Below are 25,670 nucleotides of genomic sequence, written 5' to 3' on the forward strand. Positions count from 1 at the left end.
GAGGGGCCTGCCTTCGGTGGGGAGGGATCCCGTCCGTCGGTGGGGGGTGATCCCGTCCTTGGGTGGGGGGGGGGTGATCCCGTCGAGCGCTAGCGCCGCCTGCATCCCGTCCCTGACGGTCTGTCAGCGACCGGGATCGCGCTTATTGAGGCACAGGTGGCGCGAGGGGGCAAGGCAGACCCCTCCTCGCATTGACATGTCACGACCAATTCCGGCCGCAGTCACCACACACCTCAGGAATCCCCCGCGACCCGCCGGTGCACATCGGCGCTCAGCTTCTCCAACACCCCCACCAACAGCCCCCGTTCCTCCTCCGACAGGCAGCTCACGAGGGTGGCCTCCCGCCCGAGCACGACATCGACGGACCGCTCGACGAGCGCGTGCCCCTCGTCGGTGAGCGACACCATGACGGTCCGCCGCCCCTCCTCGCCGGGCCCCCGCTCCACCAGCCCCTGCCGCTCGGCGCGGGCGACGCGCTGCGAGACGGCCCCCGCCGTCACCAGGGTGCGGCGTGCGATCTCGCGCGTGCTCAGGGCGTACGGGGGTCCGGAGCGGCGGATCACGGACAGCAGGTCGAGGGTGGCGGCGTCGATCCCCGCCACGCGCAGGATCCGCGCCCGGTCGTCGGCGAAGAGCTTCGCGAGGCGCCAGATGGGCGTGACGACCTCGATCGACTCGGTCGGCGTGCCGGGCCGCTCACGCTGCCAGGCGGCGGCGATCTCCCGTACCGGATAAGGGTGTTGGAGATCACCCACCGGGGGCATGGCGTCGTCCCGCATCCTGCGACCCCTCTCTCATCTCTCTCGACGCCTCTCTCGACGCCTCTCCTGGACTCTCTCGGACTCTCTTGACGCGCGCTACGTTTAGACCTAAACATAGCAGGAGGCAGAAGATCACCACCCACCGCACAGGAGGAGCCGTGCCCCGCACCGCACTCGTCACCGGAGGCACCAGCGGCATCGGCCGCGCCGTCGCCGCCCGCTTCGCCGCCGACGGCGCGCGGGTCGTCGTCACCGGACGCCACGCGGACACCGTCGAGCTCACCGCCAAGGAGCTGTCCGCTTCGGGCGCCCCGTGCCACGGCATCGTCTGCGACGCGACCGACCCGGCACAGGTCGCGGCGCTGGCCGCCCGTACCGACGTACTGGAATCGGTGGACGTCCTGGTCAACGCGGCAGGCGGCCTGTTCAACGCCCCTTCGGCGCAAGCCACTTCGACCACTTCGCCCACTTCGACCACTTCTGGCACTCCGACCACTTCCAGCACTCCTGACGCTCCCCTGGAGCGCCTGGAGCACCTGCTCGCCGAGTGGCAGGGCAACCTCGCCCAGAACCTGCTCGGCACGGTCCTCACCACGACGGCGCTGCGCGACCGGCTCGCGGCGGGCGCCTCGGTCATCAGCATCGGCTCGATCGGCGCGGAGCGCGGGGGCGGCTCGTACGGGGCGGCGAAGGCGGCCCTCGCCGCGTGGAACGCCACGCTCTCCGCCGAACTCGCCCCGCACGGCGTGACCGCGAACGTCATCGCGTCCGGCTATGTCGAGGGAACCGCCTTCTTCGGCGGGGAGCTGGCCGCCGCGCGCCGCGCCGCGCTCGTCGAGGAGACCCACAACAAGCGCCCCGGCACCCCCGAGGACATCGCCGAGACGACGTACTTCCTCGCCTCCCCCGGCGCCCGCCACATCACCGGACAGACGATCCACGTCAACGGCGGTGCCCACACGACGCGTTAGGCCGCGCCCGCACCGCCCCGGCATGCTTCGCTTGCCCCATGGAACCGCTCGCCACCAGCGTCATAGCCGTGCTCGGCACCCTCCTCGGCTCGGCCCTGACCCATCTGTTCCAGCGCCGCGCCACGCTGCGCACGGAGGAGTTCACCCGCCGCGAACGCCTCCGCCAGGAACGCATCGACGCCTACTCCTCGTACGGGGGCGCACTCGCCAACTACCGGCGTGGTCAGGTGGATTACTGGTTCGCCCGGCACGGCGGGCGCGTCTCCGAGGAGTCCGAGCTGCACGAGATGCGCCGCGAGGCCCAGCGGCTGCGGGCGGCGGCGATGGAGGCGATGTTCCGCGCGGAGCTGCTCACGGACTCGGCAGCCCTGCACACCATGGGCCGCCGGGCCCTGGAGGCGATCAGCCGGATCGCCACGGCCGAGACCCGCGACGAACTGGCCCGGGAGCGAGAGGTCTCGCGCACCCTGATCTACGAATTCATCGGGGCGTCACGGGCACACATTCCCCCGCATGCCGCGCGCCCCACAGGGGCGCCCGTCGCGTGACCCCCCAGGCATGAGCGAGCCGTGTCCTGTTCTTCTTCCAACCGAGCGGATCGTTGCGGGCGATCTCATCCCAGGTGCGGGCGTTCGCCTCGGAGAAGGCGCCACTGAAGGGGCGCCGAACAATTGGCAGCCCCACAGAAGGCGGTATGCACTCCCAAGGGGATTGGCGCCCCTTTAACAGCACTGCCCGGCAGGCCAGTTGACCAGACGTCAAGAATTGAAAGAACGAAAGGGCGCTAATGATCCATGTCCGCGATGGCCGACACGATTCGTTGCGGTGAAACACAGGAGGCCCGATGAGCAACCGCAAAAGCGAGGATGACGCCCACGCCAGAACGGGGTCCGAACCTTGGATCGCAAAGCCCGATGCGAATCCTACCCACTCTTTCCGAAGTGAAGCGGCTCATGGAATGCATGGTTTGAAGGTAATGATCGAGTCAAGGTATGTTCATGCCGCCGCCAGCCAGGTCCGGACCAGGCCGCGAACTGGCGGGAAGAGCGAGCCGAACTGCAGCCCATCGCGGACGGCGATTACCTGCGCACCAAGGGCGGCAAGCTCGACCCTTAATTCCGTCTCGGATTAGTGGTGCATTGACGCACGCACGGAGCCTCCCGGCGCCTTCAAGCCGGGGGCTTCGACCCAAGGAGACAAGGAATCATCGTGACCCCCACCACGAGCGACGCGAAGAAGCCAGAGATCCCGAGCCTGCCTATATGGGTCACCGTCCCCATCGGCTTCGTTGTCGCCTTCATCCTCGGCGAGTACTACGACTTCGAATGGTGGCAGCGTTTCGTCACCGTCGTCACCGCTTCTTTCCTTGTAGAAGCGATCAACCAGGCTGTGCGCCGCGCCGCACACAGCAGGAAGAACATGGGCAAGGTGTGAACATCGACGTTGCCGTGGCCCAGCTATTGCCGCGCCGGATTGCCGCGGCACTCTCCGCGGCAGTCCTGCGCCCGTGGTGCCAACGGCACACTCCCCAGGGACTCCCCATGGCCCCTCCGGGTCATGAAGCAAGCAGGTCCGCGCCAGCTCAGCCGGGCGAGGGGCAGACGAGTCGGGCTGTACGCCGGGTTCTGTGCCGCGGGTCCTCGCGGACGTCGCGGCGACGGCCATCCATCTAGGGCCGGCGTTGCCGCCGGCCTCGTGCGGTCTACCCGCGGACTCGGGCGGGCAGCCCTCGATCGTCCGCGCAGGAGCCGCCGTTTTACCGGCCGCTCCCTCTTGACCTTGCTCCAGGTGGGGTTTACCTAGCCGCCTGAGTCACCTCAGGCGCTGGTGGTCTCTTACACCACCGTTTCACCCTTACCGAGGACCGGAGTCCTCGGCGGTCTGTTTTCTGTGGCACTGTCCCGCGGGTCACCCCGGGTGGCCGTTAGCCACCACCTTGCCCTGTGGAGCCCGGACGTTCCTCGGGAGGAACCCTGGTGAGAGGGGTCCCCACGCGGCCGTCCGCCCGGCTCGTCTGCCGTGCCGACCATCGTACCCGGCGCGTGGTCCTCCCAGGTCCGGAGGCCGCGGTGGCGAGGAAGGAGCCCGCCAGGATCAGGGCGAAGGACACCAGGACCGTGGCGGTGAGGGGTTCGCCGAGGAACGCCGCCCCCGCCGCGACCGCCACCGCCGGGTTGACGTACGTGAAGACGACGGCCCGCGTCGGGCCCGCCTCGCGGATCAGTTCGAGGAAGACCACGAAGGCCAGGGCCGTGCACAGGACTCCGAGGCCCGCGAGGGAGAGCAGGACGGTTGGAGTGGGGAGAGTGGTGGGCCAGGTGGCGGCGGCCGCCGGGGCGTAGACCAGGGCGGCGAGGAGGAGGCAGGGGGCGATGAGCTGGAGGGTGGGGACGTTCTTGAGGTGGCGGGCGGCGATCAGCGGGGCGATGGCGTAGCCGAGCGCCGTGAGCAGGACCTCGGTGAGGGAGCGGGCGTCGCCGCCGGTCAGGTGCGGGGCGGTGAGGACGGCGACGCCGGACAGGCCGAGGGCGAGCCCCGCGAGACGGCGGGCGCCGAGCCGTTCGGTGTCGCCGAAGAAGCGGGCGAGGACGGCGCCGATGATCGGGACGGCGGCGATCAGGAGGCCCGCCGTGGAGCTGGAGAGGTGGCGCTCGGCGTCGGTCAGGGTCCACCAGGGGCCCAGGATCTCGATGCACGCGAAGGCCAGCATGGGGCGCCAGTGCGCGCGCACCACACGGGCCAGTCCGCCCTGTCGCAGGGCGAAGGGGAGCAGGAGGGCCGCGCCGAGCGCGCAGCGCGTGAACACCACCATGGAGGGGGACAGTCCGTCCACCGCCACCTTGATCATCAGGTACGGGATGCCCCACAGGACTCCCATGAGGGAGAAGAGGAGCCAGGCGCGTGCAGTCATGGGGGGAGTGTGGGGCGGGGTGCCCCGGGGCGTCTTGAACGTCGTTGCGGACGGCGAACACCGCACGGCGAACGGCAGACGGCAGACGGCAGACGGCGAACGGCGACGACCGCACAACCGACGGCGGGTGATGGGCTACGGGCCGGGGGCGGTGGGCTGCTCGCCGTCAGAGGTCAGCGGCGCGACGCGCGCACGCTCGTGCGGTACGCGGCCGGGGTGACCCCCACCACCCGGCGGAACCAGCGCGTCAAGTGCGCCTGGTCCGCGAAGCCCACGAGTGCCGCCGCCTCGGCCGGCCGGTGTCCGGCCTCCAGGAGCGCGCGGGCGCGCGTCACCCGGTGCTGGGCCAGCCAGGCGTACGGGGGCAGGCCCACCGTGTCGCGGAAGGCGCGCAGGAGCTGGTAGCGGGAGAGGCCGAGGGGCGCGGCGAGTTCGGCGAGGGTGGGCGGGGCGAGGAGTTCGTCGGCCAGGCGGTCGCGGACCTCCAGGGCGATGCGGGCGGCGCCGGGGACCGTCTCGCGCAGGGGGCGGGCGGTGCCGTGGCGGCGGGCGAGGGCCGTGAGCAGCCAGGGCAGGCGTGACTCCGCCTCCAGGGCGTCCGGAGCGGCGCCGTCCGCGCTGAGTTCGCGGTGGGCCAGGCGGATCGCGGCGGCCAGCTCCGGGTCGTCGATCACGGGGTCGCGGAAGTGCGGGAGGAGGGCGGTGCCCTCGGTGAGGAGGGAGCTGCCGGGGTACAGGGCGCGGTACGCGTAGCCCCCGCCGGGACCCGGGCCTCCCGTGTGCACCTCGCCGGGGGCGAGCACCACGATGGAGCCGGGTCCGAGGTGCAGCCTGCCGCCCCGGTAGTCGATGATCTCGGAGCCGCCGACGCAGACGCCGACGGTGAACTCCTCGTGGAAGTGCGGCGCGTAGCGGTGCCGGTCGAAGCGGGCGGTCAGCAGGTCGAGCGACTGGCACGGGCCGAGCGGCGCACGGGTCCACAGGGCCTGCTCACGTCCGCGCTCCCCCGTCCCGGTCACTTGCGCCCCCTTCGCGTATGCACTGGACTCCGCTGCGCCGGCCCTTGCCGGCCCTCCTCAGGAGTGCAACGCCTCCGTGCCCTTCTTCCATGCCGCCGTGAGGTCCGCGCCCTCCGGAAAGCGTCCGTTGATCTCCAGGATGACCATGCCGTGCGCGAACGCCCAGGCGGCGCGGGCCAGATCACCGTCGCCGTCGCACACCCTCAGCAGGGGCGCGGCGGCGCGGTCCTCCAGGCCCGGTGGCAGGTCGTGGCGCGGCAGGGGGCGCTCGGTGGCCAGGCGGTAGAGGTGGGGGTGGGCGAGGGCGTAGTCGCGGTAGGCCGTGGTGAGCGCCGCGAGGGAGCCCGGCGACGCGGTCTCGGCCGCCTCGCAGGCCACCGCGAACTCGCTGAGCATCAGCGCGATCAGCTCGACCTCGACGGCCGACTTGTCGGGGAAGTGCTTGTAGAGCGAGGGCGCCTTGATGCCGAGGCGGTCGGCCAGGGAGCGCATCGTCAGGGCGCCGGCGCCGGACTCCTCGAGCACGGCCCTGGCGGCCTCGACGATCTCCCGGGCACGGGGGGTGAGCCGGTCAGCCACGCTGGAAGCCTTCCTTCGTACGCAGTCCATAGCCGAAGGCGCGATCGTACGAGATGTGGGCCAGCCAGCCGCACAGGGCCGCGAACGCGGGGGCCCAGGTGAAGGGCGCGTAGGTGTACGCGACGATCAGGGCCAAGGGGATCAGGGCGCGGTGGGCCGTGTTGTAGAAGGGCACCGCCTTGGGGGCGAGCCGGCCGTGCTCCATGTGGGGCGCGTCGCGCAGCGCGACCAGGAACGTCAGGTCGGGTGCGATGAAGAAGAAGAAGGCGAGGCCGCCCGCGAGCCAGCCGTGGTTCACGCCTTCCAGGACGGCGAACGCGGACCAGAAGAGCGCGTTGGCGAGCCACGCGGACCGGCGGATCACGGTGAGGGGGGCGGTCCTGCGGGGAGTGACGGCGACTGTTCCGCTCATGGCTGTCTCCTTCGAGCGAGGCGGGCGGGCTAACTAAGTTAGCCAGAACAGTATGGCTAACTTAGTTAGCCGTCAAGGGGTGCGCGCCCCACGGGACCTGCTGCCCCCGGCGGCACGGCGCTTGACCTTGCCGCAGCGTCAACGTTTCTACTGAAGCCATGCGGATCGGAGAGATCGCCCGGGTTGTCGGTGTGACCACGCGGGCCATCAGGCACTATCACCACCTCGGGCTCCTGCCCGAGCCCGAGCGGCGCCCCAACGGGTACCGGGACTACGGGGTGCGCGACGCCCTCGCGCTCGCGCGGATCCGGCGGCTCACCGAGCTCGGGCTCGGCCTCGACGAGGTGCGGGACGTGCTCGCGGACGACGCAGGGCGCGAACTCGCCGAGGTCCTGGGCGAGTTGGACGAGGACCTGGCCCGGCAGGAACGGGCGATCCAGGAGCGGCGGGAGCGGCTGCGCGTGCTCCTGGAGGAGGCGCGGGAAGGGCGGCTGCCCGCCGACGGGCCCGTGTCGCCGGGGCTCGCGGGGCTGCTCGGCGCCTTCGGGCCCACCGACTCCCCCGCCGCCACCAAGGACCGCGAGCACCTGACGCTGCTCGACACCGCCGCCGACCCGGAGCAGCGCGACCGGCTCTACGCGGCGCTCACCCCGCTCGCCCAAGAGCCTGAACTCACCGAGCGGTTCGGGGAGTTGTACCGGCGGCTCGACGGGCTGGCCGACGCCGATGCCCGTGATCCGCGGGTCGCGGCGCTCGGGGCCGAGCTCGCCGCGAGCGTGCCGGACGGGCTGCTCGGGGTCATCGGCCAGGAGGAGGGCGTGCGGGAGGGGCTGGAGAACGGGTTCGGGGAGGCGTTCCTCGCCGACTTCGCGCCCGCGCAGGCCGCCGCCGTACGGATCATGCTGGACGCCCTCGCGGCCCGGCTGCGGGAGCGGGAGCGGGAGCAGGAACGGGAGCAGGAACGGGAGCAGGAACGGGAGCAGGAACGGGAGCAGTCATGAGGCGGGCCGTGCGGGTGGTGGTGCGGCTCGCCGGCCATGAGCTGCGCGGGCTGCACAGCCTCGGGCTCTGGGTGGCGCGGCGGCGGCACGGGGTGCGGACGGCGGGTGACGGTGCGCTCGCCGCCCCGTACACCGGGCCGCAGACCGCCATGCTCTTCGGGCTCGCCTTCGCCGCGGTCGTCGAGACGGTGGTCCTGGCCGTGCTCGTCCCCTGGCCCCTCGTGCACGCGATCCTGCTGTTCCTCGACGCCTACACCGTGGTGCAGATCGTCGCGCTGCACGCCGCGTGTGTGACGCGGCCTCATGTGGCGGGCGCCGACGGGTCGTTGAGGGTGCGGTACGGGCAGTTCCTCGACGTGCGGATACCGGCCGGGGGCGTGCGGGACGCGCGCGTGGAGCGCCGTTATCCGGAGGGCGGACAGGTGCAGCTGAGCGCCGACGGGGTCCTCGACGTGGCGGTGGGCGGCCAGACGACGGTCACCGTCGAACTCGACCGACCCCTGGAATTCGTACGGCCGTTGGGGCGCCGCGCCACCGCCCGCACCGTGCGGCTGCACGCCGACGACCCGGCCGGGCTCGTGGCCGCGCTCAGGCGGGCGCGAACTGGACCTTCGCCGTCAGCGGATCAGCCTGCGTGAGCCGGACCCGCAGGCGCTCGCCGAGCGGGAGCTTCGAGGTGCCGCCGGAGATGCGGGCGACCACCGCCGGGTCCTGGACGTGCACGGTGCCGACGGCCGGTTCGTGCTCCTTCACCTCGATGACCGTCGCGTCGAAGATCTCGCCGACCCGGTCCTTGAGCAGCGCCGCCTCCACGATGTCGATGGATTCGCGCTCCACGGTGCCCGCCCGGCGCGAGCCGTCCGCCATCTCCTTGGGGAGCGCGTCGAGCGCGGCGCGCACCCACTCCGGCGGCTCCTCCCCCGCGACGGCCGCGACGCACAGCTCGCTCGCGTACCGGTCGACGAGGCGGCGCAGCGGCGCGGTGCAGTGCGTGTACTCGTCGGCGACGGCGGCGTGCACGGTCTGCTCGGGGATCTTCCCGTCGGTGAAGACGGTGTAGCCCGCGCCGCGCAGCAGCGTCGTGCACTCCTGGAGGAAGGCGGCGTGCCGGGTGTCGGCCGGGTCGAGGGAGCGCACCACCTGCGCGTACGGGACGTGGTGCGGCCAGTCGACGCCGAGGGCCTTCGCGCAGCGGCGCAGCCGGGCGACCGCCCCGCCGGGCGCGACGGGCAGGGTGCGCAGGATGCCGGTGCCGGCCGCGGTCATGAGGTCGGCGGCGGCCATGCCGGTGAGCAGGGAGATCTGCGCGTTCCAGCCGTCGGCGGGCAGCGGGGCGCGGTATTCGAGGCTGTACGCGCCGTCGCCGCCCGCCACGATCTCCTGTTCGGGAACGTTGAGGGAGATGCCGCCCCGCTCCACTTCGAGACGTTCACGCAGCTCCCCGATGTCCTTGAGGAGCGCGAGGGCTTCGGGCGCCGTGCCCTCGTCGATCTGCCGCTGCACGCCCGCGTAGTCGAGCTTGGCCCGGCTGCGCACGAGGGCCCGGCGCACGTCGGTGGCGACGCGGCGCCCGTCGGCGTCCAGGTCGATGCGCCACAGGACGGCGGGCGCGACCTGGTCGGGCAGCAGGCTCGCGGCGCCCTCGGACAGGAGGGTCGGGTGCAGGGGGACCTTGCCGTCCGGGAAGTAGAGGGTGAGCACGCGCCGGTGCGCCTCGGCGTCGAGCGCACCGCCGGGCGTCACGAAGGCCGCCACGTCGGCGATGGCGTAGTGCACGCGGTAGCCGCCGTCCGCGCGCCGCGCCAGGTGCATCGCCTGGTCCAGGTCGACCGAGGTGGGCGGGTCGATGGTGAACAGCGGCAGGTCCGTGGCGTCGTAGCCGGGCAGCCGGGGCGCCTTGGCCGCGGCCTCCGCCTCGGCGAGCACGTCCGCGGGGAAGCCGTCGGGCACGTCGAGGCTCGTCCGCAGCTCACGCAGGGCGTCGCGGAGGGGGGCGGTCTCGGCTGCGGCGGTGACGTGGAGCTGGCGGCGGGGCATGAGATCGAGCGTAGGGCGGGGTGAGGCGGGCGGCACCTCGATGGCCGGTCCGCGACAGCCCGGCAAGGGGGGTCCCGTGCTCCTCAAGAGCTTGGGGGAGTTTGAGGACGATGCCGTTCGGGCCGATAGGGGGGCCGGGGGCGAAGCCCCCGCGAGGGCGGCCCCGCGTAAGGTGGCGCGGGGCCCGCACGCCCACCCACCCCCCGTAGAAGGAGAACCACGTGCTCACGCTGCTGCCGCCCTCCGAAGGCAAGGCCGCCTCCGGCCGCGGCGCCCCGCTCAAGGCGGAGTCGCTCTCGCTGCCGGGGCTCGCCGAGGCGCGGGCGGCGGTCCTGGACGAGCTGGTGGAGCTGTGCGCCGCCGACGAGGACAAGGCGCGCGAGGTGCTCGGGCTCAGCGAGGGGCTGCGCGGCGAGGTCGCGAAGAACGCGGAGCTGCGCACGGCGGGCGCGCGGCCCGCCGGGGAGATCTACACGGGCGTGCTCTACGACGCCCTCGACCTGGCCTCCCTCGACGCCGCCGCGAAGCGGCGTGCCGCCCGCTCGCTGCTCGTGTTCTCCGGCCTGTGGGGCGCCGTCGGCGTGGCCGACCGCATCCCCTCGTACCGCTGCTCGATGGGGGTGAAGCTGCCGGGGCTCGGGGCGCTCGGCGCGTACTGGCGGACGCCGATGGCCGCGGTCATGCCCGAGGCGGCGGGCGACGGGCTGGTGCTGGACCTGCGCTCCTCGGCGTACGCGGCCGCGTGGAAGCCGAAGGGCGAGGTGGCCGGGCGGACGGCGACGGTGCGGGTGCTGCACGCGCCGACCCGCAAGGTGGTCAGCCACTTCAACAAGGCGACCAAGGGGCGGATCGTCCGCTCGCTCCTGAGCGCGGGCGCCGTGCCGCGCGACCCCGCCGAACTCGTCGACGCGCTGCGGGACTTGGGTTACGAGGTGGAGGTCGAGACGCCCGCGAAGGCGGGCCGGGCGTGGAGCCTGGACGTCCTGGTGGACGAGATCCACTGAATCCTCCCCCCCAGAAGGGCGTTGCGTGCTGCGCAACGCCCTTTGCGCATGTTGTGAACGCCGGGGCAGGATGACGGCATGACTTCCTCCGCGCCTGCGCCCTCCGTGCTTGACCTCGCCCCCGTCGTGCCCGTCGTCGTCGTGGAGGACGTCGCCGACGCCGTGCCGCTGGCGCGGGCGCTGGTCGCGGGCGGGCTGCCCGCGATCGAGGTGACGCTGCGGACGCCGGCCGCGCTCGCCGCGATCCGGGCGATCGCGGACGAGGTGCCGGACGCCGTGGTGGGCGCGGGCACCGTCATCAGCCCCCGGAACGTCGCCGACTCGGTCGCCGCCGGGGCCCGCTTCCTGGTCAGCCCCGGCTGGACGGACACGCTCCTGGACGCGATGAAGGGGTCCGGGGTCCCCTTCCTGCCGGGGGTCTCCACGACGTCGGAGGTCGTGGCGCTGCTGGAGCGCGGGGTGAGCGAGATGAAGTTCTTCCCGGCGGAGGCCGCGGGCGGCGTCCCCTATCTGAAGTCCCTCGGCGCTCCCCTCCCCCAGGCCCGCTTCTGCCCGACGGGCGGCGTGAACCTCGCGTCCGCCCCGTCGTACCTGGCGCTGCCCAACGTGGGCTGTGTGGGCGGCAGCTGGATGCTCCCGAAGGACGCGGTGGCGGCGAAGGACTGGGCCCGCGTGGCGGAACTGGCCCGCGAGGCAGCGGACTTGGGGCGCTAGGCCGCGTCCGGCCTGGAGCACCCCCGTACCCCTCGGCTCAGCGCAGGTGCGCCGTCTCGTTCAGCAGCCGCACGCTCGCGTTCCCGTCCCCGTAGTACGCCACCACCGACAGCGAAGCCGCCGAGAGCTCCATCCGGAACAGGGACTCCGGCGGCGCCCCGAGCGCGAGCCGGACCAGCGTCTTGATCGGCGTGACGTGCGTGACGAGCAGGGCCGTGCGCCCCGCGTACTCCGCGACGAGCCGTTCGCGCGCCGCGGCCACCCGGCGGGACACCGCCGCGAAGCTCTCGCCGCCGCCCGTGGGCGCGGTCTTCGCCGAGCCGAGCCAGGCGTTCAGGTCGTCCGGGTACCGCTCCCTGACCTCGCCGAAGGTCAGCCCCTCCCACGCCCCGAAGTCCGTTTCGCGCAGGCCCTCTTCGACCCGTACGTCGAGTCCGAGCCGGGCGGCGACGGCCTGCGCGGTCTCCCGGCAGCGGCGCAGCGGCGAGGTCACGACGGCCTGCACCGTCCCGCGCGCGGCGAGCGCGGCCGCGACCCGCTCGGCCTGCCCGCGGCCGACGTCCGACAGGGCGGGGTCGCTGCCGCCGCTGCCCGAGAACCGCTTCTCGGGCGTGAGCGCCGTCTCGCCGTGGCGCAGGAGCACGAGGGTGGCGGGGGCGCCGAGGTCGGGCGCGGCCCAGCCGACGGACGGGGCGGTTCCGGTCCCGGCACCTGTCCCGGTACCGGAACCGGTGCCGGTCCCTGTGCCGGTACCTGTCCCTGCCCCCGTCCCGACGTTCGTGGCGGCGCGGGCGTCGGCGTCGAGCTCAGCCGTCGAAGCCGAGGGGGACCACTGTTCGCCCCGCTTCCCCGCGTCCATCGCCTCGTTCGCGAGCCGGTCCGCGTGCTTGTTCTGCTTGCGCGGGATCCACTCGTACGTGACGTGGTCCGGCGGGAAGACGCGGGCCGCCTCCGCCGCCAGGGGCTTCATGTCGGGGTGCTTGATCTGCCAGCGGCCCGACATCTGCTCGACGACCAGCTTCGAGTCCATCCGGACGTGCACCGTGGCGTCCGGGTCGAGCGCGTGGGCCGCCCGGAGACCGGCCACCAGGCCGCGGTACTCGGCGACGTTGTTCGTCGCGACGCCGATGTACTCCGCGGCCTCCACCAGGGTCTCCCCGGAGGCCGCGTCGATCACGACCGAGCCGTAGCCCGCGGGCCCCGGGTTGCCCCGGGAGCCGCCGTCGGCCTCGACGATGAACTCGCCCATGCGCGGGGGTCCTTACAGGCCCGACTCGGACGTGCGCACCAGGATGCGGCGGCAGTTCTCGCAGCGCAGGACCGTGTCCGGGGAGGCCGCCTTCACCTCGTTGACCTCGGTGATGTTGAGCTCCAGGCGGCAGCCCTCGCAGCGGCGCTGGAAGAGCTTGGCCGCGCCGACGCCGCCGTGCTGCTCGCGCAGCTTGTCGTAGAGCTTCAGCAGGTCGGCCGGGATCGCGCCCGCCACGACCTCGCGCTCCTTGCCGACCGTGGCCGTCTCCCCGTCGAGCTCCTCGGCGGCGGTGTCCCTGCGGCCCGTCGCGTCGTCGATCTTCGACTGGACCGAGGAGACGCGCTCCGTCAGCTCGGCGACCCGCTCCTGCGCCGACTCGCGGCGCTCCATGACCTCGAGGACCACGTCCTCCAGGTCGCCCTGGCGCTTGGCGAGGGAGGCGATCTCCTTCTGCAGGTTCTCCAGGTCCTTGGGGGACGTGACGGCACCCGAGTCCAGGCGCTGCTGGTCGCGCGAGGCGCGCTTGCGCACCTGGTCCACGTCCTGCTCGGCCTTGGTCTGCTCGCGGGCGCAGTCGCCCTCCTCGGTCTGCGCGGCGACGAGCAGGTCGCGCAGCTGCGTGAGGTCCTTGGTGAGCGACTCGATCTCGGCGTGCTCGGGCAGCGACTTCTTCTTGTGCGCGAGCTGCGTCAGGCGTACGTCGAGGGCCTGGACGTCGAGGAGTCGGATCTGGTCGGCGGGCGCGGCGTTCAGTTGGGGGCTCCAGAGGATGTGTAGGTCGAGGACGCCGCGTGGGCGGTCCAGGGGTCGGTGACCGTTTTCGAGACGTGGACGCGGAGGTCCCAGCCGTGGCGGTCGGAAATCTCGTCGAGCTGGGCGGCGGCCAGCTCGCACCAGGGCCACTCGGTCGCCCAGTGGGCGGCGTCGATGAGGCCGAGCGGTGAGTGCTGGGTCGCCTCGGACACCGGGTGGTGGCGCAGGTCGGCGGTGAGGAACGCGTCGACGCCCGCGGCACGCACCGCGTCGAAGAGGCTGTCGCCGGAGCCGCCGCTCACCGCGACGCGGTGCACGATCGCGTCCGGGTCCCCGGCGACCCGGATGCCCTGCGCGGTGGCGGGCAGCCGCTTCGCGGCGCGCTCGGCGAACTCCCGCAGGGTCTGGGGGTGGTCGAGCTCGCAGATCCGGCCGAGGCCGTTCTCGGGTACGAGGGGTCCGGTGACCCGCAGGTCGAGCGCGCCCGCGAGGGCGTCGGAGACTCCGGGGTCGGCGGTGTCGGCGTTGGTGTGCGCGACATGCAGCGCGATGTCGTGCTTGATCAGGTCGTGGACGACCCGGCCCTTGAAGGTCGAGGCCGCCACGGTCGTCGTGCCGCGCAGATAGAGCGGGTGGTGCGTGACGATCAGGTCGGCACCCAGGCGGACCGCCTCGTCGGCGATCTCCTGGACCGGGTCGACGGCGAACAGGACCCGGGAGACCTCGGCGTCCGGGTCCCCGCAGACCGTGCCGACGGCGTCCCACTGCTCGGCCCGCTCGGGGGGCCACAGGGCGTCGAGCTCGGCGATGACTTCAGACAGACGGGGCACGCAGAAAAGGCTACCTTCCCCCCGCGCCCCACCGGTCGGCGCTGCCTACTTGACCAGGAATCCCCGGAGGTCGTCCAGGACGGAGTCGGCCGCCGTGACGCCGAGGCCCAGGTACCAGGTCTCGTCCGGGACGTTCTCGGCCTGGCCGTCCTTGACCGCGCCGAGCTTCTTCCACAGCGGGTTCTTCTCCGCCTCGGAGCGGCCGGTCTTCTGGGCGTCGCCGTAGACGCCGGTGAAGATCCAGTCGGCGTCGGCCTCGTCGATCTTCTCCGGGCTGATCTCCGTGGCGAGGTCGTTGACCTGCTGGTTCTTCGGGCGGGGCAGGCCCGCGTCGTCGAGGATCGTGCCGATGAAGGACGCCTTGGCGTAGAGGCGGGTGCGGTCCGGCATGTAGCGCAGCATGGTGACGGTCGGCTTCTTGCCGCCGTCCTGCTTCGCCACGTCCTCGCCGAGCCGCTTCGCCTTCTTCTCGTACGCCGCCAGGTTCTGCTTCGCCTCGGCGGTCTTGTCGAGGGCGGCCGCGTTCAGGAGGTAGTTCTCCTTCCACGTGAAGCCGGGGCGGATGGAGAAGACCGTCGGGGCGATCTTGGAGAGCTGCGGGTAGAGCTTGGCGGCGCGCAGCTCGCTGCCGAGGATCAGGTCGGGCTTGAGGTTCGCGATCGCCTCCAGGTTGAGGGAGTTGATCGTGCCGACGTTCTTCGGGTCCCCTGCGGCCTTCTTCAGGTAGCCGGGGACGCCGTCGTCGCCCTCGGTCGGGGCGTAGCCGACGGGCCGCACGCCGAGCGAGACCGCGTTGTCGAGCTCGCCGACGTCGAGGACCACGACGCGCTTCGGCGCGGCCTTGAGCTCGGTCTTGCCGCGGGCGTGCTCGATGGTGCGCGGGAACCGGCCCGGCTCGGCCTTGGTGCCCATCTTCGCGGTCTGGTCGGCGGCCTTGGCGAAGTCCTCGCCGCCCTGCGCCACGGCCTTGCTGCCGCTGCCGTCGCCGGACTTCCCGGAGCCGTCGGAGTCCGCCGCGCCGCAGGCCGCGAGCGACAGGGCCGCGGTCACGGCGAGGGCGACGGCGGCGGTGCCGCGGTGGCGGCGGCTGCGTATGGACGACGGGGACATCGGTGCTCCAGGGGGTACGGCGGGCGCGCGAGGTCGTGAGGGATCGCGAGGAGTCGCGAAGTCACGAGGGACGCGGACGGCCCGCTCACTTAGGTTCGCCTTACTTTAAGCGCCTCGCCCCCGCTCAGCACAACCACCCCTCGTTGCTCAGGCGAACCCGCGCATCGCCACCCTTATGCGTGAAGCCGATGGCGGGCGGTGCCACGTGAGTGCGTACGAAAACTAGCTTCGACGCCGGAGGTGGCTCCCACAGATGACAGCGCCGACGACGACGATCAAGGTGACCCCGGTTTCCCCCGCACCGCCCACGGCATCCCCGGCTTCCCCCACGCCCCCGGTACCGGGCCTCACCCTCACCGCCGACGGGTCGTACGCCGCCCGGCTCACCCGCGCGCACGGCACGGGCGACGCCTGGTTCCCGGAACGCTGGACCCTGGACTCGTCCGAGCCCTACGCGGTCGCGCTCCCCGGCGGCCAGCCCGAGGAGCCCGGCACGGAGGTGCAGGCCATGGGCGACGGACGGGTGCTCATCCACCGGCGCACGGACGGACGGCACACGTTCACGCTGCTGTACCCGACGGGCCGGGCGCCCGGCCCCGGAGGGTCGGGGACCGGGTCGGGGACCGGCTCGGCGACCGGCTCGGCGACCGGTTCGGCGACCGGTGAGGTGCCGCTCGGCGCCGTGGAGTGCCCGGACGGCGAGCCGCTGCGGCTGCTGCCGCCCGCACCCGGCGGCACCCACGCGTACGCCGTCGCGGCGGGCGAACGGTCGTCCGCCGTCTGGCTCGTGGCGGGCGGCGCCTTCGGGCCCGAGCATGTCGCCGAGGTTCCCGGGCGCTGCTCCGGCGGGGTGTGGCTGGACCGCGCGGGCCGACTGCTCGCCCTGGACCGGGAGTTGGACGGCCGCACGAAGACGGTCGCCGTCGACCTGGAGCGCGGCGGCGAGGTCTCCCCGCTGCTCCAGATCTCGGAGGAGAGCGACGACCGGCTGCTGCTCGCCGACGCGGACAGCGGACTGCTCCTCATCCGCTCCGACGCGCCGGGCCGACCCCGGCTCGGCTGGGGCGTGCTGGGCAGCTCCCTGCCCGTCCGCTTCCCCGACTCGCTGCTGCTGCCGGACCTGACGGTGACGCCGTTCGCGATCCAGCCGGGGCAGGTACTGATGCCGGAGAGCTGCGGGGTGGCGTTCGCGCTGCGGATGAGCGAGGGGCCGGGAGGGGGCCCCGGCGGGGCGGCGTGGCTCGGCTTCTGGCGGCCCGCCGACCGGACGGTCCATCAACTCGGGGCACCGGACGGCTGGTTGACGGGGTGCGGATTCTGGTCGGGGGACGGGGTGCTGCACCTTCCGTATGCCACGGAGGCGGTGCCGTGCGGAGTGGTGCGGGTACCGGCACCCGCGCCCGCGCCCGTGGAGTCGGCGGTCCGGGTGCGCGCCATACCACCGACGCCCACCGCGCCGCGGCCGGTGCCCTTGGGGCAGGCGCCGCTCGCCGGTCGGGGGACGGGCGGTTAGACTCGCCCGGCTGTACCGAAGGATCTTGTTACGGGGTGAGTTGTGTGATGACGGACACCAGTACAGAGACGGGGACCGAGAGGGACAGGGACGGCGGCAGGGACGGTGAGCGGCAGGACCCGCGGGCGGCCGTCGCCGCGGGTTCCGGTCGGCACCGGGGGGCGTCCGCCTCTCATGACGGGGAGGGGACTCCTCGGGGGCGGCATCGCCGTCAGAACGGCTGAGGTCGGCTTTTTTTCTTTCCCCGATCCCGCCCCTTCCCGAAACCGCCGCTCCGCGGCCCTGGGGCACCCGATATCGCCTTGGGGGCTCGTCCTCAAACGCCGGACGGGCTGACATCACTCAGCCCGTTCGGCGCTGGTCAGCCCCTCTTCAGGCCCAGCACCTCCGCCGCCGCGAACGTCTCCTTCGCGGGGCGGCCCGCGTAGTGCGGGGTGAGCACCTCGTCCAGTTCCTCGAACGTGAACGTCTCCTTCGCGGAGTCGAACTTCGCGCTCACCTTGGGGCGTTCGACCACCGCCACCATCCCGCCGTGCACCACGAGCAGCTGCCCGTTCACGCCCGCGGCCGCCGGTGAGGCCAAGTAGCCGACGAGCGGGGCGACATGCTCGGGAGCCAGCGGGTCGAGCTGGCCGTCGCCCGGCTCCGCGAACCCCGCGAACACGTCCTCCGTCATCCGCGTACGCGCCCGTGGGCAGATCGCGTTGGACGTCACGCCGTACTTGGCGAGGGCCAGCGCCGTCGAGGTGGTGAGGCCGACGATGCCGCCCTTGGCCGCCGCGTAGTTCGGCTGGCCCGCCGAGCCCGCCAGGAACGCCTCCGAGGAGGTGTTGACGATCCGGCCGTACACCGGGGCGCCCGCCGCCTTGGAGCGCTCGCGCCAGTGCACGGACGCGAAGTGCACCGTGTTGAAGTGGCCCTTGAGGTGGACGTGGATGACCGAGTCCCACTCGGACTCACTCATCGAGAAGATCATCCTGTCCCGCAGGATGCCCGCGTTGTTGACGAGGATGTCGAGTTTTCCGTACGTGTCGATCGCCAACTGGACGAGTCCGCGGGCCTGTTCGTGGTCCGCGACGTCCCCGGTGTGGGCGACGGCCTGGCCGCCCGCCGCCCGGATCTCGGCGGCGACCTCCTCGGCGGGGCCCGCCGACGCCTCGCCCGAGCCGTCCCGGCCCGGCTGGCCGAAGTCGTTGACGACGACGCGCGCGCCGAGCCGGGCGAGTTCGAGGGCCTCGACACGGCCGAGTCCGCGGCCCGCGCCGGTGACGATCGCGGACAGGCCGTCAAGTGGCAGTGACATCAAAGTCCCTTCAACGCTCTACAGGTACGAGGCAGGTACGAGGCAGGTATGAGACAGGTACGAGTGGTTCAGATCTCGATGCACGTGCGCAGCGCCACGCCCGTCCGCATCTGGTCGAGGGCCTCGTTGATCTCCGCGAGCGGCACCCGGTGCGTGATGAGGCCCTCCAGGTCGATGCGGCCCGCACGCCACAGCGCGATGGCCCGCTCGTACGACTCGAGCACGTCTCCCCCGCCGTACATGGACGGCAGGATCTTCTTCTCGTCGAAGAACAGCTCGAACATGTTGACCTGGAAGAAGTCGTCGAGCGCGCCCGCGCCGACGACGCACAGCGTGCCGCCGCGCCGCGTCTTCTCGTACGCGGTGCGGGCCGTGGCGGACTTGCCGACGACCTCGAAGACGTAGTCGAAGCCCTCGCCGCCGGTGATCCGCTGCTTGGCGTCGTCCAGGGCGTCGGGGGCCACCGCCTCCGAAGCGCCGAACCGGAGGGCCGCCTCGCGCCGCGACTCGACCGGGTCGACGGCGACGATCTGTGCGGCGCCCTTGAGCCGGGCTCCCTGGATCGCCGAGATGCCGACGCCGCCGCAGCCGATGACGGCGACCGACGAACCCGCTTTGACGTCCGCGGTGTTGATGGCCGCGCCGAGGCCCGTCGTGACACCGCAGCCGATCAGCGCCGCGATGTCGAAGGGCACGTCCTCGGGGATCGGCACGGCGCAGCCCGCGTCGACCACGACCTCTTCCGTGAACGTGCCCGTACCGGCGAAGCCGAAGAGATCCCCGCCGGAGCGCTTGAAGTTGGGCGTGCCCGCGTTCATGAACCCGGCCAGGCACAGCTGGGTCTGGCCGCGCTTGCAGGCCGGGCACTGTCCGCACGCGGGCAGCCAGCAGACCAGGACCCGGTCGCCCTGCTTGACGTGGGTGACGCCGTCGCCCACGTCGATGATCTCCCCTGCGCCCTCGTGGCCGGGGATGAAGGGGGCGGGCTGCGGGAGCACCCCGTTCATCGCGGAGACGTCGGAGTGGCACAGTCCGGTGGCCCGGACGCGGATCCTGACCTTGCCGGGGCCGAAGCCCACCGCCTCCACGTCGTCGAGGACTTCGAGCTTGTCCTGGCCTATCTCATGCAGTACGGCTGCGCGCATGACGGTGCGGCTCCTTTCGGCAAGGTCCTGACCGGGTCGTGCCTGATTGTCCTTACTGGGCCGGCTAGTTGTGCAGGACGAGGGTGTCGGCGAGGACCGGTGCGTCGTCCCGCTCGACGGCCGTGACGCTGACCTGGACGCGGCCCGGCGACTCCCATAGGGCGATGCGCAGGGTCTCGCCGGGGAAGACGATCCCGGCGAAGCGCGTGCTGTAGGAGGTCACGCGCGAGACGTCGCCGCCGAGCACGGTGTCCACGACGGCCTTGAGCGTCATCCCGTAGCTGCACAGGCCGTGCAGGATCGGCCGGTCGAAGCCCGCGAGCTTGGCGAACTCGGGGTCGGCGTGCAGCGGGTTCCAGTCCCCGGAGAGCCGGTAGAGCAGCGCCTGGTCCTCGCGGATGGGCCGCTCGACCGTCTTGTCGGGGGCGCCCGTCGGGGCCTCCAGGCGGGTGGAGGGGCCGCGGTCGCCGCCGAAGCCGCCCTCGCCGCGCACGAAGATCTGGGCGTCGCTCGTCCACAACGGGCCCTCGGCGTCCGCCACTTCGGTGCGCAGGACGAGGATCGCCGCCTTGCCCTTGTCGTAGACCGCCGCGACCCGGGAGGTGGTGGTGGCCTTCCCCTTGACGGGGATCGGCCGGTGCAGCTCGATGGTCTGGCCGCCGTGCAGGACGGAGGCCAGGTTGATCTCGACGCCGGGTGCGGAGAGCCCGCCGACGACGCCCATCCCGGCGCCCGCGACGGTGGCGAAGCTGGGCAGGACGTGCAGCTTGGACTCGAGGGTGTAGCGCAGCTCGTCGGGGTCGGTCGCGGGCACGCCCGCGCCGAGGCCCAGGTGGTAGAGCTGGATGTCCTTGTGATCCCAGCTGATCTCTGCGGACCGGGGCTCGGCGGCGACGGCCTTGGCGGCATCGATGGGCATTCGGCATCTGCTCCTTGGCTGAACGAAGACCTCGGCGCGACCGTCCGCACCGTCGGCCGCACCGAGGTCGCTTGCGACCGGCCGAACCGTCCGTTCTAGAACGCGTTCTAGGGCCGGGTGTCCCCATGTATAGCCCAGCACAGAGGAGTTGGGAAGACTCCTGACGTTACGTCAGATCCGGTCCCCGCGGCCCGAGCGGTGACATTTGTCCTGGCCGAGTCCGGATATCCGCATCTGCCGCGCGGACACCTCCGCTTCGTAGCGTCATAGCCATGACGAAGACAGCAGAGAGCGGGGCGACCGGGGCGGCCGTCGCCTTCGCGGGGGCCGTGAAGCACTTCGGGCCCGTGCGCGCCGTGGACGGCGTCGACCTGGAGATACCGCGCGGCCAGACCGTCGCGCTGCTCGGCCGCAACGGCGCGGGCAAGTCCACCACCCTCTCCCTCCTCCTCGGTCTCGACGAGCCGGACCGGGGCAGCGTGCGGCTCTTCGGGCGCACCCCCGAGCAGGTCGTCGGCGCCGGGCTCGTCGGGGCGATGCTCCAGGAGGGCCGGCCCGCCCGCCGCGTCACCGTCCGCGAACTCGTCTCCTTCGTCGCCGGGCGCTACCCGCGGCCCATGCCCGTCGACGAGGCGCTGCGGCTCGCGGGCATCGGCGAACTCGCCGGGCGCCGCGTCGACAAGCTGTCCGGCGGCCAGATCCAGCGGGTGCGCTTCGCCGTCGCCCTCGCCGGTGACCCCGCGCTCATCGTGCTCGACGAGCCCACCGCCGCCCTCGACGTCGAGGCGCGGCAGGCGTTCTGGACCTCGATGCGGGCCTACGCCCGGCGCGGCCACACCGTCCTGTTCTCCACGCACTACCTGGAGGAGGCGGACGCCCACGCCGACCGGATCGTGGTCATCGACCAGGGCCGGATCGTCGCCGACGGCAGCGGCGAGGAGCTGCGCAGGGCCGGGGGCGGCAGCCTCGTCTCCTTCGACCTCGCGGGCCGCGGCACCGAAGGTCTCGCCCACCTCCCGGGCGTGGTCGCCCTGGAGGTGCGCGGGGACCGGGCGCGGCTGCGCACCGAGGACTCGGACGCCACCGTCGTCGCGCTGGCCGGTCTCGGCGCCGTCCGCGGCCTCGAGGTCGCCCCGGCCTCCCTCCAGGACGCGTTCCTCGCCCTGACGAGCCCCGCCGCTGCCTCTGCTCCGTCTGCTGCCTCCGCTGCCTCTGCTTCATCCCTTTCCGACCCGTCCGGCGCCGATCTGGAGACCGTGTGATGTTCGAGTACATCAAGCTGGAAGTGCGCAGGACCCTGCGGGACATCACCTTCGTCCTCTTCGGCATCGGGATGCCCGTCCTGATGTACCTCCTCTTCACCAACATCGGCGGCGACGACGGCAACAGCGGCGAGTGGAAGACCGTCTCGATGGTCGGCATGGCGGCGTACGGGGCGCTCGGCGCGGCCCTGGCCACCGGGACCGGTGTCGCCGAGGACAAGTCGAACGGCTGGCTGCGGCAGCTGCGGGTCACCCCGATGCGCCCCCGTGACGTGGTGCTCGGCCGGGCGCTGTCCGGCTCCGTCACGGTCCTTCCCACCATCGTCGCGGTGCTCCTCTCCGGGGTACTCGTCAACGGCATCGCGCTCGACGCCTGGCAGTGGGCGTCCGTCGTGGTGCTGCTCTGGCTCGGCTCCCTCCCCTTCACGCTGCTCGGCATCGGCAACGGCTACCGCCTCACCGCGCAGACCACCGGCGTGGTGAACGTGGCGTGCAACCTGGGGCTCGCGGTGATCGGCGGACTCTGGTTCCCCACCAGCCAGTTCCCCGACTGGCTGCGCACCCTCGGCAGCTACACCCCCGCCAACCGCTTCGGCGAGCTCGGCTGGTCGGCGGCCGCCGGCGGCGCGCCCGGCCTGGCCACGGTGGCGGTGCTCTCCCTATGGCTGCTGGCCTTCGGTTCGTACGCTGTGATCTCTTACCGCCGGGCCGCGCGGACCGTGTGACGGCACGATGGGCGCGACAGGAGCAGAGATGACGGACAAGGGCACGTCCAAGGCCCCCGGGGCCTGGTCGGAGTACCGGCGCCAGCGGCGGGAGTGGAAGGCCGAGTGGACGGAGCGCAAGGCCCGCGCCAAGGAGCAGGCGGCACAGACCCGCGCCGAGAAGAAGTGCGAGCGCTCCTCCCGCGCCGAGGAGGTGGGACCGGCCAGCGGCTTCGCCCTGCTGCCCTGGCTGATGATGGGCATGGGCGCCTTCACGAACCTCGTCTCGGGCGAGGCGGCCAACCCCTGGCTCGGGGGCCTCGGCCTGATCGTCTTCAACTCCCTGTACATCAACGTGGCGTTCCGTGCCTTCCACAAGAAGGCGCGGGAGGCGCCCGCCACGAAGGTCATGCTGGTCCTGATGGCGACCGTCACGTGCGCGCTCGGGATCGGCTACGGCGGCAACTTCCTGATGTTCTTCCCGGTCCTCGGGCTCGCCACGGGCGCGGTGCTGCGCGGCAAGCAGCTCGCTCCCGCCGCCTTCGGCCTCGCCATCACGGCGGGGGTCATCGGCGGTGTGCACGAAGGGTGGGACGCCGCCGGATACGCGTACGGCACCTTCATCTCCGTCATGGTGACCGCCGCGATCCTCGCGCTCTCCGACACGGTCCGCGAACTGCGGGAAACCCGCGAGGAGTTGGCCCGCACCGCCGTCGAGAAGGAGCGGCTGCGCTTCTCCCGCGACCTGCACGACCTGCTCGGCCACACGCTGTCGGTGATCGTCGTGAAGGCGGAGGCCACCCGGCGGCTCGCCCCGCGCGACCTGGACGCGGCGCTCGGCCAGGTCTCCGACATCGAGGCCGTCGGGCGGCAGGCGCTCACCGAGATCCGTGAGGCCGTCACCGGCTACCGCGAAGGCAGCCTCGCCACGGAACTCGACCGGGCCCGCGATCTGCTCGGCGCCGCCGGGATCGAGACGGTCGTCCGCCAGTCGGGGCCGCCGCTCGACCCGCAGACGGCCGCCCTGCTCGGCTGGGTGGTGCGCGAGAGCGCCACCAATGTCGTACGTCATTCCAAGGCCTCCCACTGTGAGATCGAGGTGGCGGGCACCACCGAACGGACCCGTCTCGTGATCACCGACGACGGGCGCGGCGTAGGCTCGGGCACGCCCGGCAGCGGGCTGAAGGGACTGGCCGAGCGCCTCGCGGCGGCGGGCGGCTCCCTCGAGTCGGGTCCCGCGCCGCGCGGGGGCTTCCGGGTCACCGCCGAGCTGCCGGTCACCGCGCTGCCGGTCGACGGGACCGGCCCCGGCCAGGAGGAGCCCGCCCCATGATCAGAGTCCTGCTCGCCGAGGATCAGGGCATGATGCGGGGCGCCCTCGCGCTGCTCCTCGGCCTGGAGGAGGACATCGAGGTCGTCGCGCAGGTCTCGGCGGGCGACGAGATCGTGGACGCGGCCCTCGCGGCGCGACCGGATGTCGCGCTGCTCGACATCGAACTGCCGGGCCGCAGTGGGCTGGACGCGGCGGCCGACCTGCGCAGTGAGTGTCCCGAGTGCCGGGTGCTCATCCTCACGACCTTCGGCCGGCCCGGGTATCTGCGGCGGGCCATGGAGGCGGGTGCGGCGGGGTTCCTCGTCAAGGACGGGCCGGTCGAGGAGCTCGCGGAGGCGATTCGGCAGGTGCTGCGGGGTGAGACCGTCATCGATCCGGCGCTGGCTGCGGCGGCGTTGAGTGCGGGGCCGAGTCCGCTGACGGGGCGGGAGGCGGATGTGCTGAAGGCTTCCGTGGACGGGGCGACGGTCGCCGATATCGCCGGGAAGCTGCATCTGTCGGAGTCGACTGTCCGGAACTACCTCTCTGCGGCCATCGGGAAGACGGGGACGCGGAACCGGATGGAGGCGGTCCGGGAGGCGCGGCAGCGGGGGTGGTTGTAGGGGGTTTTCCCTTCCCCGAGCCCGCCCCTTCCCAAAACCCGCCGCTCCGCGGCCTTGGGTGCCCGTCCTGGGGCTTCGCCCCTTGCCCCCCGATCGGCCTCAACGGCCTCGTCCTCAAACGCCGGACGGGCTCAGTCCTCCACGCTCACCACCTTCGCCTTGCCCTTCTCGTCGAAGACCTTCACCGTCAGCAACTTCCCGTCCGGGCCCGGGTCGTCGTCGTCCTGCACGAACCACTTGTCCGTGGCGCCCTTCGCCTTCAACAGGGGAGGCTCCGCCGTGCCGCCGTCGTACTCGAATGAGACGTCCTTCACCTTGGGGCCCACATGCCCAACGGTCAGATGGCGGCCTCCGACGGCGACCCGCGCCGCCTCGTATCCCAGGCCGTCGTCCCCCTTCGTCTGCTTTTCTTGGAAGCCGAAAGACGTCGGATTCCTCTTGCCGTCGACGGTCACCATCACGACGTGCCAGGACCGGCCCTCGGCGGCCGTCGGATCCGCCTCGCGGGCCTTCCAGACGCCCGCCTGGATCATCCGCTTCTTCTGCTCCTTCGCCTCGGCGTCGGTTCGCGGTGCGCCCCAGACCTGGAGCTCCGCCTTACCCACCTCCTCCACGTTCTCGTCGTAGAGATCCGTGAGGCTGGTGAACTGCGGGATGTACACATGCCGCTCCTCCGCCGTCCCGTACCGCGAAGCCACCTGCGACTGCTCCCGCCCGTCCACCACCGCCAGCGCGATCGTCCCCGTCGAGGCCGCGAGGGCCAGTGCCGTCGCTGCTCCGACCGCCCAGCGGCGTGCCCTGCGGCGGCGGCCGCCTCGCATCACCGCGGCGTAGGGGGGTATGCCGACCTCCACCTCGTCCGCCGCCTCAGCCAGGCGGAGGGCGATGTCGTGGTGTGCCATGTCCTGTTCACCGGTCATCGGTCCATTGGTCATTGGTTCACTTCTCCCCTCGGGCGGCGACCGTCGCGGTCAGTACCGGTATGGCGCGGAGTTTGGCGATGCCCTTCGCGGCGTTGCTCTTCACCGCGCCGACCGAGCAGCCCATGGCCTCGGCGGTCTGGGTCTCGCTCAGGTCCTCCCAGTAGCGCAGGACCACCGCTTCGCGCTGGCGCAGCGGAAGTTGGGACAGGGCCTGGAGCAGGGCCGCCCGGTCGTCGGACTGGGCCATGCGGTCGCCCTGCTCGGGTCCGTCGGCCGCCTCGAATATCGGGGCCGAGTCCTGGAAGGAGAGGAACTCCTTCAGCTTTCTGCGGTGTTTGCGGGCATGTGCGTTGATCATGATCCGGCGCACGTACGCGTCCGGGTCACCGGCCGCGGTCACCTTGCGCCAGGACACATAGGCCCGCTCCAAGGACGACTGCACCAGGTCCTCCGCGGCGTGCTGCTCCCCCGTGAGAAGGAATGCCGTGCGCATCAGCTGTGGCCAGCGGTGCACGACGAACCCCTGGAACTCATCGTCCAGAGTCTGCTTTCGCTCCCCCATGAGTACCTCCTTGCATAAGGGAGTCCATGGGGGTCGAAAACCGTTGCCTC

The 25,670-nt window shown here is 72.2% G+C and carries 26 protein-coding genes, 1 other RNA gene and 1 pseudogene; 12 read left to right on the plus strand and 16 right to left on the minus strand.

The annotated features are described in order from the left end of the window. Positions 1 to 233 precede the first annotated feature (233 nt). Positions 234 to 779: a MarR family winged helix-turn-helix transcriptional regulator gene (locus ACQB60_RS03155; RefSeq protein WP_496924235.1), complete on the minus strand. Its 546-nt coding sequence runs from the start codon at positions 777 to 779 to the stop codon at positions 234 to 236. Between the two features lie 140 nt (positions 780 to 919). Between ACQB60_RS03155 and ACQB60_RS03160 the strand changes: the two genes are divergently transcribed. The 3 genes from ACQB60_RS03160 (at position 920) to ACQB60_RS03170 (ending at position 3,166) form a co-directional block, all read left to right on the plus strand. Then, positions 920 to 1,732 (plus strand): SDR family NAD(P)-dependent oxidoreductase, encoded by an 813-nt coding sequence (locus tag ACQB60_RS03160; RefSeq protein WP_496924236.1) that lies wholly within the window; start codon positions 920 to 922, stop codon positions 1,730 to 1,732. A 38-nt stretch (positions 1,733 to 1,770) separates the two neighbouring features. Then, positions 1,771 to 2,280, plus strand: coding sequence for a plasmid transfer protein KilB (gene kilB / locus ACQB60_RS03165; protein WP_496924237.1), 510 nt, complete (start codon positions 1,771 to 1,773; stop codon positions 2,278 to 2,280). A gap of 661 nt (positions 2,281 to 2,941) precedes the next feature. Beyond that, positions 2,942 to 3,166, plus strand: a complete 225-nt coding sequence (locus ACQB60_RS03170) for a hypothetical protein (protein WP_496924238.1) — start codon at positions 2,942 to 2,944, stop codon at positions 3,164 to 3,166. A 164-nt stretch (positions 3,167 to 3,330) separates the two neighbouring features. Here ACQB60_RS03170 and rnpB read toward each other — a convergent pair. The 5 genes and pseudogenes from rnpB to ACQB60_RS03195 all read right to left on the minus strand — a co-directional run bounded on the left by rnpB (position 3,331) and on the right by ACQB60_RS03195 (position 6,653). Then, positions 3,331 to 3,745, minus strand: an RNA gene (gene rnpB, locus ACQB60_RS03175) — RNase P RNA component class A. A 70-nt stretch (positions 3,746 to 3,815) separates the two neighbouring features. After that, positions 3,816 to 4,643: pseudogene (locus ACQB60_RS03180) on the minus strand (DMT family transporter); the annotation flags it as partial. 173 nt (positions 4,644 to 4,816) lie between these two features. Continuing rightward, complete coding sequence (locus tag ACQB60_RS03185; RefSeq protein ID WP_496924239.1) at positions 4,817 to 5,662, minus strand: helix-turn-helix transcriptional regulator; 846 nt, start codon at positions 5,660 to 5,662, stop codon at positions 4,817 to 4,819. Between the two features lie 57 nt (positions 5,663 to 5,719). After that, positions 5,720 to 6,271, minus strand: coding sequence for a TetR/AcrR family transcriptional regulator (locus ACQB60_RS03190; protein WP_496924240.1), 552 nt, complete (start codon positions 6,269 to 6,271; stop codon positions 5,720 to 5,722). Next, complete coding sequence (locus ACQB60_RS03195) at positions 6,234 to 6,653, minus strand: DUF4260 family protein (protein ID WP_496924241.1); 420 nt, start codon at positions 6,651 to 6,653, stop codon at positions 6,234 to 6,236. Before ACQB60_RS03195 ends, ACQB60_RS03190 begins: the two co-directional genes overlap by 38 nt. 158 nt (positions 6,654 to 6,811) lie before the next feature. On the opposite strand from ACQB60_RS03195, the gene ACQB60_RS03200 reads away from it, so the two are divergent. After that, positions 6,812 to 7,654 (plus strand): MerR family transcriptional regulator, encoded by an 843-nt coding sequence (locus tag ACQB60_RS03200; protein WP_496924242.1) that lies wholly within the window; start codon positions 6,812 to 6,814, stop codon positions 7,652 to 7,654. Then, on the plus strand, positions 7,651 to 8,292 hold the full coding sequence (locus ACQB60_RS03205) for a hypothetical protein (protein ID WP_496924243.1): 642 nt from the start codon (positions 7,651 to 7,653) through the stop codon (positions 8,290 to 8,292). The genes ACQB60_RS03200 and ACQB60_RS03205 overlap by 4 nt, the downstream gene beginning before the upstream one ends. Here ACQB60_RS03205 and ACQB60_RS03210 read toward each other — a convergent pair. Continuing rightward, complete coding sequence (locus ACQB60_RS03210) at positions 8,243 to 9,691, minus strand: RNB domain-containing ribonuclease (RefSeq protein ID WP_496924244.1); 1,449 nt, start codon at positions 9,689 to 9,691, stop codon at positions 8,243 to 8,245. The two genes, ACQB60_RS03205 and ACQB60_RS03210, sit on opposite strands and share 50 nt — an antisense overlap. Before the next feature lie 221 nt (positions 9,692 to 9,912). On the opposite strand from ACQB60_RS03210, the gene yaaA reads away from it, so the two are divergent. Further along, positions 9,913 to 10,695, plus strand: coding sequence for a peroxide stress protein YaaA (yaaA, locus tag ACQB60_RS03215; protein WP_496924245.1), 783 nt, complete (start codon positions 9,913 to 9,915; stop codon positions 10,693 to 10,695). 78 nt (positions 10,696 to 10,773) lie between these two features. Then, a complete protein-coding gene (eda, locus tag ACQB60_RS03220; protein ID WP_496924246.1) occupies positions 10,774 to 11,409 on the plus strand; it encodes a bifunctional 4-hydroxy-2-oxoglutarate aldolase/2-dehydro-3-deoxy-phosphogluconate aldolase in 636 nt (211 codons plus the stop codon). Between the two features lie 37 nt (positions 11,410 to 11,446). Here the strand turns inward: eda and ACQB60_RS03225 are convergent, their stop codons facing one another. Genes ACQB60_RS03225 through ACQB60_RS03240 form a run of 4 tightly spaced genes read right to left on the minus strand, consistent with a single transcriptional unit; the run spans position 11,447 to position 15,354 of the window. Next, on the minus strand, positions 11,447 to 12,658 hold the full coding sequence (locus ACQB60_RS03225) for a bifunctional RNase H/acid phosphatase (protein WP_496924247.1): 1,212 nt from the start codon (positions 12,656 to 12,658) through the stop codon (positions 11,447 to 11,449). A 12-nt stretch (positions 12,659 to 12,670) separates the two neighbouring features. Then, positions 12,671 to 13,414: a zinc ribbon domain-containing protein gene (locus ACQB60_RS03230; protein WP_496924764.1), complete on the minus strand. Its 744-nt coding sequence runs from the start codon at positions 13,412 to 13,414 to the stop codon at positions 12,671 to 12,673. Continuing rightward, positions 13,411 to 14,244, minus strand: a complete 834-nt coding sequence (locus ACQB60_RS03235; RefSeq protein ID WP_496924248.1) for a Nif3-like dinuclear metal center hexameric protein — start codon at positions 14,242 to 14,244, stop codon at positions 13,411 to 13,413. The genes ACQB60_RS03230 and ACQB60_RS03235 overlap by 4 nt, the downstream gene beginning before the upstream one ends. Positions 14,245 to 14,289: 45 nt before the next feature. Further along, positions 14,290 to 15,354 carry an ABC transporter substrate-binding protein gene (locus ACQB60_RS03240; protein WP_496924249.1) on the minus strand — a complete coding sequence of 355 codons (1,065 nt, stop codon included), beginning with the start codon at positions 15,352 to 15,354 and terminating at the stop codon, positions 14,290 to 14,292. A 253-nt stretch (positions 15,355 to 15,607) separates the two neighbouring features. Here ACQB60_RS03240 and ACQB60_RS03245 point away from each other — a divergent pair, with 253 nt between their 5' ends. Further along, positions 15,608 to 16,867: a hypothetical protein gene (locus ACQB60_RS03245; RefSeq protein WP_496924250.1), complete on the plus strand. Its 1,260-nt coding sequence runs from the start codon at positions 15,608 to 15,610 to the stop codon at positions 16,865 to 16,867. Positions 16,868 to 17,228: 361 nt separating this feature from the next. Here ACQB60_RS03245 and ACQB60_RS03250 read toward each other — a convergent pair whose 3' ends face one another. The 3 genes from ACQB60_RS03250 to chsH3 form a co-directional block, all read right to left on the minus strand. Next, positions 17,229 to 18,170, minus strand: a complete 942-nt coding sequence (locus ACQB60_RS03250) for a 3-oxoacyl-ACP reductase (RefSeq protein ID WP_496924251.1) — start codon at positions 18,168 to 18,170, stop codon at positions 17,229 to 17,231. Positions 18,171 to 18,238: 68 nt separating this feature from the next. Beyond that, a complete protein-coding gene (locus ACQB60_RS03255; protein WP_496924252.1) occupies positions 18,239 to 19,315 on the minus strand; it encodes a Zn-dependent alcohol dehydrogenase in 1,077 nt (358 codons plus the stop codon). A gap of 64 nt (positions 19,316 to 19,379) precedes the next feature. Beyond that, positions 19,380 to 20,234: an enoyl-CoA hydratase ChsH3 gene (gene chsH3 / locus ACQB60_RS03260; protein WP_496924253.1), complete on the minus strand. Its 855-nt coding sequence runs from the start codon at positions 20,232 to 20,234 to the stop codon at positions 19,380 to 19,382. A 272-nt stretch (positions 20,235 to 20,506) separates the two neighbouring features. Between chsH3 and ACQB60_RS03265 the strand changes: the two genes are divergently transcribed. Genes ACQB60_RS03265 through ACQB60_RS03280 form a run of 4 tightly spaced genes read left to right on the plus strand, consistent with a single transcriptional unit; the run spans position 20,507 to position 24,135 of the window. Then, the gene (locus ACQB60_RS03265; RefSeq protein ID WP_496924254.1) at positions 20,507 to 21,496 is read left to right on the plus strand and encodes an ABC transporter ATP-binding protein; all 990 of its coding nucleotides are present in this window, start codon (positions 20,507 to 20,509) and stop codon (positions 21,494 to 21,496) included. Then, positions 21,496 to 22,221 (plus strand): ABC transporter permease, encoded by a 726-nt coding sequence (locus ACQB60_RS03270; protein WP_496924255.1) that lies wholly within the window; start codon positions 21,496 to 21,498, stop codon positions 22,219 to 22,221. The genes ACQB60_RS03265 and ACQB60_RS03270 overlap by 1 nt, the downstream gene beginning before the upstream one ends. A gap of 28 nt (positions 22,222 to 22,249) precedes the next feature. Further along, entirely contained in the window at positions 22,250 to 23,533 is a 1,284-nt protein-coding gene (locus tag ACQB60_RS03275) for a sensor histidine kinase (RefSeq protein WP_496924256.1), read from the plus strand. Next, the gene (locus ACQB60_RS03280) at positions 23,530 to 24,135 is read left to right on the plus strand and encodes a response regulator (RefSeq protein ID WP_496924257.1); all 606 of its coding nucleotides are present in this window, start codon (positions 23,530 to 23,532) and stop codon (positions 24,133 to 24,135) included. The genes ACQB60_RS03275 and ACQB60_RS03280 overlap by 4 nt, the downstream gene beginning before the upstream one ends. Before the next feature lie 131 nt (positions 24,136 to 24,266). On the opposite strand, the gene ACQB60_RS03285 is transcribed toward ACQB60_RS03280, so the two are convergent. After that, a complete protein-coding gene (locus ACQB60_RS03285; RefSeq protein ID WP_496924258.1) occupies positions 24,267 to 25,070 on the minus strand; it encodes a hypothetical protein in 804 nt (267 codons plus the stop codon). Positions 25,071 to 25,074: 4 nt separating this feature from the next. After that, entirely contained in the window at positions 25,075 to 25,620 is a 546-nt protein-coding gene (locus tag ACQB60_RS03290; protein WP_496924259.1) for a SigE family RNA polymerase sigma factor, read from the minus strand. Between the last annotated feature and the right edge of the window lie 50 nt (positions 25,621 to 25,670).

The sequence above is a fragment of the Streptomyces odontotermitis genome (assembly GCF_050510915.1).
Lineage (GTDB): Bacteria > Actinomycetota > Actinomycetes > Streptomycetales > Streptomycetaceae > Streptomyces.